Consider the following 12111-nt stretch of genomic DNA (forward strand, 5'->3'; position numbering starts at 1 on the left):
GCCTATCTCAGTGATGTGCTGAAAAGGCTGCCGACGCATAAAGCGACCCAAATAGAAGAATTACTACCACATCGCTGGAAATCCAACTCAAATTAAAAAATAGGCATGGGGTTCAGCGGACGCTTACTTAGATTGTCTCGGTAAATTTGCTGAACCAAATCTTCAGCTGATTCACATCGATCACTTTTATTTTGAATGGGGTCATTCGTAGGCTGGCAAGCACCTAAAAATATAACCATACTCAGCCCAATCCAATGGCTAACCTTATTCAACAACATAAAACTTCCATGTATAAAATATTAATTATTCGACTGATCGCCCCATTGCGATATTCATTGTTGCTTCAAAAATCGTACCAACATTTAACTTGCAAATACACATCATGCCCATACCATCAAAATAATCGGGAACATGCTGCATAAAAAATTGAATGTGTTCATCTGATTTATTTCTTAAACGTATTAATTGCTCAGGTGTCACTTTTGGCAAATCACATGGGTGTACAAATATATCCTCTCCACGATGTTGTACATCATGTTGCCTAGCTTTAAAGACGTTTAATACTTCAACATATTCTTCAGGCATCGGGACACCCTGTCGCGGATAAAATTTGACGGAACGTGAAGCAAATAAGGTATAAACCTTCGGCTGCGTTAAAGTCGTGACAAACCACATCGGCATTGAGGCAAAACGAATTTGGTATTGCATTGCCACTTTAATCGCTGAGTTTAAAGTCATATTACGGCGACGATACTCAGGTAAAAAACCCGCACGTGAATTAAAAATTAAAATCGGACGTTAATTATGTTCAAGCTTTAAAATACGTATAATATTTTGTCCGACTAATTGATTCTTATGAAAAAATTGGACAACAGGAATCGCAACAGCATCATGCATATATTCATAGACTTGTTCGATGCTCGAATTTGGGAAAATTTTCCGATCAAACTCCCACATCTGCTGAAAATATGTATGTTTAGATTCTGCGGGTAGTTTACTGAAATCAATAATGCTCTCAGAAATTTTCATACACCCAACCCCAATCCTCTTTTAAATTGTGCTTTACACATCTTTAGGCAAATTCACTTATTGCTGCACTCCATCCAAATCGAAATTTCGTGCTTAAACATTTTTAAAATAAACTTATTTGAGAAAATAATTATTGAACTATAAAACGATAAGAATTCATTAAGGTGGTAAAAATTTTATCTGTGTTTTCATTCAAGCAGCCTAGCCTATTCATCATTCAAAAAAATGGAAGAAAATGCCAGAATCTATGAGCTGTATTTATAAACTAAGTGTTACATTGTGTAAATATAAACGAGCCTACAATTTACTTTTTATCGAAATAATATGTGGCATGGCGCAGATATTAATATGGGTAAAAAAAGACAGCTTCGAAAAGCTGTCTTTTAACATCTAAATGGACGTATTAAGGTTGATAGAAAATCTCAACAGTCTTAATCCGGTTATCATCCATTTCGGTCACTTTAAACTGAATACCATTAAATTCAATTTCAGTACCAACAGAAACATTACCTTGTGTTTGGTCTAAAATTAAACCTGACACACTGATGTAACCATCATCTTCTTCGATTAAATCAAGCATGCCCAGCTCTAGCTCAAGTTGATACAAATCCAACATACCTGATGCTTTCCAGTGCTGATCATCCATTTTCACTAAATCGAGTTGTTCATCAGCATCAGGGAATTCACCTGCAATCGCCTCAAACACATCGAGTGGAGAAATCAAGCCTTGTACTGCACCGAATTCGTCAGTTACCAGCACCAATGAGCCTTTTGATGTACGCAAAGTATTAATGGCATCAATCACTTTCATCTTTTGGAAAATGAAGATTGGGCGATGACGTTTAATCAGTGCTTTTAAATCTTCTTCGCTATCAAGTACATCGATCAGTTCTTTCGCACGTACTATGCTGATCACTTTATCCAAGCTACCACGACAAACTGGGAATAAGCTGTGCGGGACAGAAAGCACTTGCTCACGAATTTGCTCAGGCGAATCATTTAAATCAACCCAAGAAATTTGATTACGCGGCGTCATAATTGATGCAACTGTACGCTCAGCAAGCGTTAATACACCACCAATCATGTAGCGCTCTTCGTCTGCAAAGGTTTCCTGTGCTTGACGCTGACCAACCGTTTCAGCCTCAATACGACCACCCATCAATTTTAAGATGTTATCTGCCGTACGATGACGAAGTGGAATTTTTGATTCATGTTTAATCGCATTACGTTGTGTAAATTGGTTAAATGCTTCAATAAGAATGGCAACACCAATACCTGAATAGATATAACCTTTCGGAATGTGGAAACCAAAACCTTCCGCAATCAAGCTAATACCGATTAACAGCAAGAAGCTTAAACATAAAATCACAACTGTAGGATGGCGATTTACAAATGCAGTTAATGATTTAGATGCAAGTAACATCACTGCCATTGCAACAACCATTGCAACCATCATGACATAAATGTTGTCAACCATACCAATTGCAGTGATCACCGAATCTAAAGAGAATACGGCATCTAAAATAACAATTTGCGCAACAACTGCTGTGAAGCTGGCATAAACAACATTCGTTGTAACTTTAACTTCAGGTTTACCTTCTATTTTTTCGTGCAGTTCAGTGACTGCTTTATAAACAAGGAATAAACCACCAAATAATAAGATCAAATCTCGACCAGAGAATGTCCAATCAAATACGGTAATAAGAGGTTGAGTTAAAGTGACTAACCAAGAGATTGCAAAAAGCAATCCAAGACGCATGATTAAGGCAAGTGACAGACCAATGACACGTGCTTTATCACGTTGTTCTGGGGGAAGTTTTTCAGCCAAAATGGCAATAAATACGAGGTTATCAATACCCAGTACAATTTCTAAAACAATTAAAGTAAGCAAACCAACCCAGATACCGGGGTCTAATAAAAATTCCATTAGTTAATACCCTCACTCTGAATTGTAAAAAAATTAATTAGACCAGCGCACGGCGACGGATCCATAATGTTAACCTCTATGACTTAAGACCTTTTTATTATGCACAATCTTCAGAATTTGTATTGTGCAAATAAATATTTTTTTGATAATTACTCTAAATTTTAAATGATCTAGATTATTTTAAGATTAATTACTAAGCACTAAACATATTTTTTGTAATGCAATGATCTTACTTTATGTAATTTTATGCCCCACTTTTTTTCATTTTATTTTATGTCAATGCTGTAAGTTCAAATCGCTTGTTCAACCCACATCAAGTAAAGCGTAAAAGAAAAATTTCATCAAAAACGTGTTACTACAACTATCAACAGCAGCAAAACTAATGTAGTAATACTTAACAAATCAATAAATTCTTCTTAATTTATTACTCTCTCAATTCCAATACAGAAAAAAATAAAATATTTTATGACCTTCTATGAATGACTTAGTCATAAATCTTAGCTGGTTAAAACTAAATCAGTATTTTCTATTAAGATAATCTAAAAACGAGATATCAGTATCCTTCCTTTTTTTTAGTGTGAAGTATTGCTATTACCCTCTATTTTTCAATAGAATGTTAAAACATTAAATAAAATTACAAAAAAATTCAGGGGAAACTTCATGACAAAAAAATATTCAAAATTTTTGCCGTCCACGGACGACTTCAGTTTAGAAAATTTTCCATTCTATTGGGTAACTCAAGTTCATGCACAATACGTATTGAACGTTGATCATGCGCTCAAAAAATATGGTTTAGACAACTCTCGTCGTCGCATTTTACTCGCACTGAAATCTAAACCACATGCAAGCGTTTCTGACCTTTCAGAAATGGTCGTATCTAAAATGTCGACAACAACTAAAATTGTTTATCGACTCAAAGATGAAGGTTTAGTTGATACTTATTCATGTGAAGATGATGCACGAATTACCCGTGTCATTTTGACTGAAAAAGGCTCAGAAATGACACAAAAAATTAATGATTTAACTAATGTCGTTCTTGAGCAATCATTTGAAGGTTTAACGCCATTACAAATTGAAAAAACTATGGAAAGTTTGAAACACATCTTCAAAAACTTAGCACGCTAAACATTCTGCATCACCGAAGTATCAATCGAAAAAGTTCAGTTGGCGACTGATTTTTTCGATTTTTATTTTGGGTACATGCGTACATTCAAATTCTTCAACTGGGAATCCGTGTATAAAACTGCTTATGTCAGAGCTTCTCCATGTGAGCCATTCTTGTAATCGGTCATGAGGAATAATAATAACTGAGCGTTTAACATCACCAGGCTCATGAAAGTCCTTCATCATTTCATGATCAATCGCATCCATGGTAATCATGCTACTTGATCGTATAATTTCATCCCCTTGTTTGCAGATTTCATAAAGTGCTGCAATATAAAAAGCTTGCCCATCTTTACGTCGAACACCCCATCGCTGAGGCTTATTTTCTATATATTTGGATTCATAAAATTCAGAAACGGGTATAACACCAAACTTACATTTAGAAATTGAATTTAAAAATGTTGGCTTTTGAAATAAGGTTTCATTGCGTGCATTATAGGCTTTTAATGCAATAGATTTGTCTTCTGCCCATTTCGGTACCATACCAAAACCAACTTTCCGCCACTCAAGTCCCTGAACTGATGCAAACAAAAGCGGCAGTTCATAATTTGGATACACCTCATTGGGATAATCAAAAGTGATCTCAGGTAAATTTAGTGACTTTAACTGAGCTAAAGTGATCGGTTTGAAATTGGCGCACATAATACACTGATGCGGTTCTAACAAATGAATACTTAGTCTTTCATAAACAACCAAAGATTAAAAGTTGTAAAAGTCCCTACTTTTAGATGTTATACGATTGAAATTTAAAAGCGCACCAATTGGTACGCTTTTATTAAAATGTTTAGTTTAGACTGGAAAAGTTTGCCAATGAGTGCGGGTAAATTCTTCAAAGATCCATTCCCCATTAAAACGCCCTAGTCCTGAATTTCGTTCACCACCAAACGGTGCATTGGCATGGTCTGCAACACTAATGCCATTAATGTGGGTCATTCCAACATCAAGTTTGGATGCAAACTCCCCACCACGTTCTAAATTCGAAGTACAGACTGCACTCGACAAGCCAAAACGGGTTGAATTGGCAATTTCAAATGCATGTTCCTCATTTTGAACTTTGATAATAGGCAATACTGGGCCAAAGCTTTCTTCCAGGGCAATATCTGCATGTGGATCCACTTCAGTAAAGATATGTGGTGCAACTACTTGCCCTTCTAAACCACCTGCATAAGCTAAAATTGCATTGTGCTGAATTGCATTTTGAATAATGGTTTTGAGTTTATCCACTTGGCTAGCATTAATGATTGGACCGATTAAGGTATCCGCCTGATTAGGATCACCGACGACAATTGTTTTTACTCGCTGAATAAGCTTATCCACATAAGCATCATGTATAGATTCATCCACAATGACGCGGTTCGTACTCATACAGATTTGACCTTGATGCAAAAACCGCCCCATTACAGTCAATTCAACAGCTAAATCTAAATCTGCATCATCCAAAATTACCAATGGCGCATTACCACCCAACTCTAGTGCAAGCCGCTTAATTCGTGAACTTGCCAAAGCTTTCACGCCAACTTGCTTACCGACTTCTGTAGAGCCAGTAAAAGAAATCATTTTCGGTACAGAATGTTCTACAAAATAATCCCCAATTTCACTGCCGCTGCCTGCAACAACATTCAATACGCCATGCGGCAAACCTGCTTCTTCAAATAATTTGCCGAGTAATGTACCACCTGTGACTGGCGTATCACTGGCTGGTTTAAGCACAACAGAGTTTCCACAAGCAATCGCCGTCACCACAGAACGCATCGATAAATGAAATGGAAAGTTCCATGGGCTAATCACCGCTATGACACCCAATGGCTTACGCAGTACAAAACTCTTTCGGCTCGGATCTTTACTCTCCAGTTGCGTGGTTTGCATTTTTTCAGGAAAACTCAGAGATTCTTTGATAATGCCAAGTGCTGCATCAACTTCAATATTGGCTTTTAAACGTGTACTACCAGATTCATCAATCAACCATTGAATAATTTCTTCGCGGCGCTGCTGAATAATTTCGCTCAACAGAGTAATGACTTGCTTACGAACTTGAATCGCTTTGATTCGTTCATCTTTAAAAGCGTGTTCTGCAGCACTATAAGCACTATCTACATCAACACTACTAGCTGCTTGTAAGTCAAAAATGAGCGTTTGATTATATGGATTTAGATTTTGGACATGACGTGTTGAAGTCCCAGCTCGCCATTGCCCACCTATATATTGAAGGTCTAAAGCAGTATATGCTGACATGATTTCAGTCCTATTTTTATCATTCGTTCCAATGTAAAGGCTTCAGCTGTGAAAAGCTATGATAAAAACAGGATGAAACTTTATTATTAATTTCTTTTACAACCCTATAAGTTAAACAGGCTGATTAATCTGTTGAATCGCTTTATAGATTCGCCAATATATATAACAGCTTATGATAACTTCAATACTCAAGTCTTTAATTGTAGTGATTTGCTCAAGCAGTGCCTCATCCATATTCACAGTCAACATAGGTAACAGCGCTTCGATGGCAACAACAATCACGATAAAAAGAACTAAAGTCTGAATAGTCACGGGCAAATACAATGCGATAAAGCGTTTTAAAAAATCTCGGCCATGCTCGCCACCATTGGCTTTAAAGATGGCATTCACCCAGCTAATCAAAAGCCCTATTTGCAGAACAAATGATGCCCACGCTTCAGTTGGTTTAGATTCAGGAGTCAATGTTAGCGCTAAATAACTAAAGAAAATCAATATTGAGCTAGCAATATAGTAATTTTTATAATGCGTTTCAGAGACTTTATTTAAGCGTATCTCTTCCACTAATCGTTTAACACTCCAAAAATACATAAATTTTCCTTTTCATTTTTATCTCGACATTCTAACTTTCTCAAGCAATAAAAAAAGCCTCCGAAGAGGCTTTTTTTGGATTTACAGATTAGTCACCTGTATAACCTTTTAATTTTAAACGGTAAGCATGAAGAAGCGGCTCTGTATAACCAGAAGGCTGCTCGCCACCTTTGAATACTAAGTCATAAGCTGCTTTGTATGCATAACCATCAAAGCCTGGGGCCATTGGTGTGTAAAGTGGATCGTTGGCATTTTGCTCATCCACAACTTTCGCCATGCGCTTAAATACTTCTTCAACTTGTTCAGCAGTTACGATACCGTGACGTAACCAGTTCGCAACGTGTTGAGAAGAAATACGTAAAGTTGCACGGTCTTCCATCAAACCCACGTTGTTGATGTCTAGAACTTTTGAACAACCTACACCCAAATCAACCCAACGAACGACATAACCTAAGATGCCTTGAAGGTTATTTTCGAGTTCTTTAGTTTTCTCTTCTTCAGACCAGTTTGTATCTGTCGCTAAAGGCGGCGTTAACAAGTCATCTAAAGATAGTGGCTGAGTATTCAACAACTCTTTTTGACGCTCAGAAACATTGCACTGATGGTAGTGAATCGCGTGAATTACAGCACCAGATGGAGACGGAACCCATGCACAACTTGCGCCAGCTTCTGGATGCTCAATCTTAGTTTTGTACATATCAAGCAACATATCTGGTTTTGGCCACATGCCTTTACCGATTTGCGCTTTACCACGTAAGCCTGCTTGTAGACCGATCATCACGTTACGGTTTTCGTAAGCTGGGAACCAGATTTGAGATTTCACTTCGCCTTTACGAACGAATGGACCTGCTTCCATGAAAGTATGGATTTCGTCACCTGTACGGTCCATGAAACCTGTATTAATAAAGATCGTGCGATCTTTCGCTTGTGCGATACAGTTTTTCAAGTTCACAGAAGTACGACGTTCTTCGTCCATGATACCGATTTTCAAAGTCTTCGCAGGTAGACCAAGCGCTTGTTCAGCACGCTCAAATAATTCAACTGCAAATGCAACTTCTTCTGGACCGTGCATTTTTGGTTTAACGATGTACATAGAACCTTTACGAGAGTTCTTGTTTTCGTTTTCGCCCTTGATGTCTGCAAACGTCAATAACGGTGTGATCAATGCATCCATGATGCCTTCGTAGATTTCAGCACCATCTACAAGGATCGCAGGGTTTGTCATCAAATGACCCACGTTACGAAGAAGCATCAATGAACGACCGTGAAGCGTAGTTTCACCACCGATCAAGTTTTTGTGCGTACGGTCTTTGTTCAATGTACGAGTAACAGTTTTACCATTTTTCTCAATAGACTCAGAAAGTGTACCTTTCATTAAGCCTAACCAGTTACGGTAGCCTTCAACTTTCTCTTCAGCATCAACTGCAGCAATTGAGTCTTCCAAATCTTGAATTGTGGTCACCGCAGCTTCAAGAACTAAGTCTTTAACGCCAGCAGCATCTGTTGAACCAATTGGGCTCGTCGCATCAACTTCAATGATTACATGTAAACCATTGTTTAAAAGTACGATTTCAGTTGGTGCAGCTTCGTCACCATTAAAACCAACAAACTGAGCTTCTTTCGCTAAAGTTGCAGTTGAGCCATCTTTTAGGCTTACAACTAACTTTTTACCTTCTACCGCATATTTAGTTGCATCTGCATGCGAACCATTAGCTAGCGGGAAAGTTTCATTTAAGAAGTTTTTAGCAAATTCGATAACTTTTGCGCCACGAGCTGGGTTATAGCCCTTACCTTTTTCCGCGCCGCCTTCTTCAGAGATCACGTCAAAACCGTAAAGCGCATCGTAGAGTGAACCCCAACGTGCATTCGCAGCGTTTAAGCAGTAACGTGCATTACGCACAGGTACTACCAATTGCGCACCAGCCAATAATGCGATTTCTTCGTCTACATTTTCTGTGCTGATTTGAAAATCTTCTACTTCTGGTAATAAGTAGCCAATTTCAGTAAGGAAAGCTTTGTAAGCTTCGAGTTCAAATTTGTTGTTGCGGTGCCATTCATCAATTTTAGCTTGAATGTCGTCACGCTTAGCCAATAGTGCTTTGTTCTTTGGGCTAAGATCGACAACGACTTGTTCAAAGTTTTTCCAGTAAGTTTCACTGTCTAAACCCGAACCCGGTAGTGCTTCATTTTCGATGAAATCGTAAAGTTCTTTAGCAATCGCTAACTTGCCTTTTTGAATACGTGCAGTCATTGTCTTTCCTGATATTGCTATTTTTTATAACAAGAGATTCTAGTATACCCATTTATACTTTGCTGAATAGTACTATCACATTCCTAAATAATGATCATTTTCTATGTAATGAAATACCCTCATCATTCAACATAATTAAGATCAGAAATACGACGTCATCATCAGCCTGAATACCTTTTTACAGTGTATAAAGTTTTTGAAATGTCGAAATTAGACTTAAGTGCAGAATTTTGTTCTAAAACTGAACAAATAGACCCAAGCGTCTAACAAACTCACTCGATTAAGCCATGAAATTCGCTGAATGTCGATGCTGCAACTTCAACCAATCAGTTTAAATTTAACGCTTTTATCGATGAATTATTAAACAGCCCGACTTCTTATTAAATGATGCTTTTATCTTGCGAAATCGCTTTTAAAGTCGATTGTTCGTTCTACATTTCTTCTTATCTATACAAGTAATCTAAAACTAAAAATCAAAAAAAAAGAACGCCATTAGGACGTTCTTTTTACATTACAACAAAAACTCTTAATTTTCTAAGGTAGATTCTGGTGCATTGATTTGACGATGCGATGTTTGAAGATAATCATCAGACTGCATTTCAAGCAAACGTGAGCGGGTACGCTCAATTTCAAATGCCAACTTCTCACCTTGATAAATATCAATAATACTATCTTCAGATGTGAGGAGTAATTTTACGCCACGATCATAGAATTCATCGACCAAATAAATAAAACGACGTGTACCTTCAGAAAGGTAATCTGTTAAATGCGGAACATTACTCACCAAAACCGTATTATAAATATTGGCAATTTCAATAAAGTCTGCAGGACTACGTGGCTTCAAGCATAGCTCAGAATATTCACACCAAAGCACATCCTCAGTATGGCCAATCGTTTCCACAATTCGATTATTAATTAAAATTGCTTCTTGTGACTGCACCTGTGTTTGCGTCAATGCTGTAAAGCGCTGTGCCATCCACAACTTATGTTCGTGGGTTAATGGTGATTTAAACAACTGTGCTTGCTTCAATACACGTAAACGGTAATCCACACCTGCATCGACATTTAAAATAACGCAGTTCTTTTTCACCATTTCAATAGTCGGAATAAAACGGTCACGATGAATACCATTTTTATATAAACCATCTGGTGCAATGTTTGAAGTTGCTACAAGTGTGATTCCACGTGTAAATAATTTCTGGAACAAGTCACTTAAAATCATTGCATCAGTAACGTTCGATACAAAGAACTCATCGAAACAAATCACCACAGCTTCTTTGTAAATTTGATCTGCAACAAGCTCTAATGGATTACGTTGTCCTGATAGCTTATTTAACTCACGATGCACATATTGCATGAAGTGATGGAAATGCATACGGGTTTTACGGCGAAATGGTACAGATTCATAGAACTGATCCATTAACCATGTTTTACCACGACCTACACCACCCCACATGTACACACCCTTCGGTGCAGTTTGACGGCGGAAGCGACGGAATGCTTTTTTCGACGCTTTAAAACGCTGTATTAATTCCTGCCAAACACGATCCAGCTCATGCACTGCTTGCGCCTGCTCTTGATCTGGTAAAAATTGACCAGATGCTAAAGCTTGAGTATAACGCTCAGCCGGTGAAATCGGTGTGAAAGAGGTGTTTTGTGTAGACTGAAATTCGGACATATCATTGAATACTTTTTTGGGCTACATAAATTATAGCGGAGATTGAATTTGAAGATATAACACTTTGGCATTAATCAACTTAGGCTATTTGTTATATTGGCGCGGACTATGACCAAACCAGCGTTTAAATGCGTGATTGAACGCCGCCGGCTCAGAATAACCGAGCAATTCTGCAATCATTTCAATTGAATACTCATTATATTCAATCAGGCGTAAAGCCTTATCTTTAATAATATCTTCACGAATTTGCTTATAACTGGTATTTAACTGCTGCAATTGATGACGTAAAGTTCGTTCCGGCAAATTTAGTGCCTGTGCAGTTGCCGCCATACTCGGCATAGCTCCACTTTGCAATTCTAAATAATCCTGAACACGTTGAATTAGTGATGGTGCATTTTCATCAGCAGACAAACGCTCTAGCTCAGTAATACATTTCGACTCATACAAACGAAAGGTAATAATATCCGCCGATGGAATACGGATATCTAATACATTTTCATCAAACCAAAAGGCAGCACATGGTGCTCCAAAACGAACTTGGGTTCCATAATAGTCTGTGTACATTTGCAGCTTTTCAGCTTGTTCAGGTTGAGCAAATGGCAAATCTATTTCAACTTGAGGCGTCGAAAGCCCCATCATCTTATATAAGTCACGAATGAACTTATACGTCCCTGAAATTTCAGACTGCGCAAGTAAAGCGCCTAAAGGTGAATACACATCTTGCGGCTGATAGCATAGTGCAACTTTATGGTTACTCATTTGCAAACTCAACCGCCCAGTTAAGTGCGTCAGTTGTTGAAAACGAATACCTTGATTGAGCGCTTGGCGTAATGTATCACTGGTAACCAAAAGCATCAGCAATGGTCCATATCCAGCAAGAGCATAATGCTGCCCTATATAAAGTCCTTGCTCAGGTTCTACATCTTTACCTATAACTTTAAGGACATCCCATTCCAAACTCGGATGTATAACAGATGTGGGATCAAGTGCATCAACACGCAGCCCTATGCTTTGCAAACGCTGATCTACATCTACGCCCGCTTTACGCATACCTTGCACTAAATACATCAGGCTGAGAATAGATCGCTTCATATACTCTAGAAAATATAAATTTCGGTGGTGTTTCAAAAAGTATGCTGAAAAAAAGCAGGTTGAATTTTGATAAAATAGAGAAATGCAAATAACTCTAGAAATCAAATGTCCAACCTGCCTCAGTGACAGTATAAAGAAAAATGGCATCAA

Annotated in this window: 11 protein-coding genes; 2 read left to right on the top strand and 9 right to left on the bottom strand. The window is 37.9% G+C overall.

The features are described from left to right. Positions 1-96 (top strand): transposase domain-containing protein (locus FTV09_RS15300; RefSeq protein ID WP_143242124.1); only part of this gene is annotated, 96 nt, incomplete at its 5' end. 207 nt (positions 97-303) lie between these two features. Here FTV09_RS15300 and FTV09_RS18170 read toward each other — a convergent pair. The 3 genes from FTV09_RS18170 to FTV09_RS15310 form a co-directional block, all read right to left on the bottom strand. Then, complete coding sequence (locus tag FTV09_RS18170; protein ID WP_257222915.1) at positions 304-738, bottom strand: hypothetical protein; 435 nt, start codon at positions 736-738, stop codon at positions 304-306. 60 nt (positions 739-798) lie between these two features. Beyond that, positions 799-1029 carry a hypothetical protein gene (locus FTV09_RS18175; protein ID WP_257222916.1) on the bottom strand — a complete coding sequence of 77 codons (231 nt, stop codon included), beginning with the start codon at positions 1027-1029 and terminating at the stop codon, positions 799-801. Positions 1030-1432: 403 nt separating this feature from the next. Beyond that, positions 1433-2956 carry a TerC family protein gene (locus FTV09_RS15310; RefSeq protein WP_067767431.1) on the bottom strand — a complete coding sequence of 508 codons (1524 nt, stop codon included), beginning with the start codon at positions 2954-2956 and terminating at the stop codon, positions 1433-1435. 660 nt (positions 2957-3616) lie between these two features. Between FTV09_RS15310 and FTV09_RS15315 the strand changes: the two genes are divergently transcribed. Further along, on the top strand, positions 3617-4081 hold the full coding sequence (locus FTV09_RS15315) for a MarR family winged helix-turn-helix transcriptional regulator (protein ID WP_180058800.1): 465 nt from the start codon (positions 3617-3619) through the stop codon (positions 4079-4081). Between the two features lie 21 nt (positions 4082-4102). Here the strand turns inward: FTV09_RS15315 and FTV09_RS15320 are convergent, their stop codons facing one another. The 6 genes from FTV09_RS15320 to FTV09_RS15345 all read right to left on the bottom strand — a co-directional run bounded on the left by FTV09_RS15320 (position 4103) and on the right by FTV09_RS15345 (position 11961). After that, on the bottom strand, positions 4103-4762 hold the full coding sequence (locus tag FTV09_RS15320; RefSeq protein WP_180058805.1) for an SOS response-associated peptidase family protein: 660 nt from the start codon (positions 4760-4762) through the stop codon (positions 4103-4105). Between the two features lie 147 nt (positions 4763-4909). Further along, positions 4910-6352 (bottom strand): aldehyde dehydrogenase family protein, encoded by a 1443-nt coding sequence (locus FTV09_RS15325; protein ID WP_180058801.1) that lies wholly within the window; start codon positions 6350-6352, stop codon positions 4910-4912. A gap of 111 nt (positions 6353-6463) precedes the next feature. Continuing rightward, positions 6464-6940: a hypothetical protein gene (locus FTV09_RS15330; protein ID WP_180058802.1), complete on the bottom strand. Its 477-nt coding sequence runs from the start codon at positions 6938-6940 to the stop codon at positions 6464-6466. An 88-nt stretch (positions 6941-7028) separates the two neighbouring features. After that, positions 7029-9191 (bottom strand): malate synthase G, encoded by a 2163-nt coding sequence (locus tag FTV09_RS15335; protein ID WP_067767448.1) that lies wholly within the window; start codon positions 9189-9191, stop codon positions 7029-7031. Between the two features lie 526 nt (positions 9192-9717). Further along, positions 9718-10869 carry a cell division protein ZapE gene (zapE, locus tag FTV09_RS15340; RefSeq protein ID WP_180058803.1) on the bottom strand — a complete coding sequence of 384 codons (1152 nt, stop codon included), beginning with the start codon at positions 10867-10869 and terminating at the stop codon, positions 9718-9720. Positions 10870-10953: 84 nt separating this feature from the next. Then, positions 10954-11961 (bottom strand): AraC family transcriptional regulator, encoded by a 1008-nt coding sequence (locus FTV09_RS15345; RefSeq protein ID WP_180058804.1) that lies wholly within the window; start codon positions 11959-11961, stop codon positions 10954-10956. Positions 11962-12111: the final 150 nt, after the last annotated feature.

The sequence above is a fragment of the Acinetobacter sp. YH12227 genome (assembly GCF_013417785.1).
In the GTDB taxonomy this organism is placed as follows: Bacteria; Pseudomonadota; Gammaproteobacteria; order Pseudomonadales; family Moraxellaceae; genus Acinetobacter; species Acinetobacter gandensis.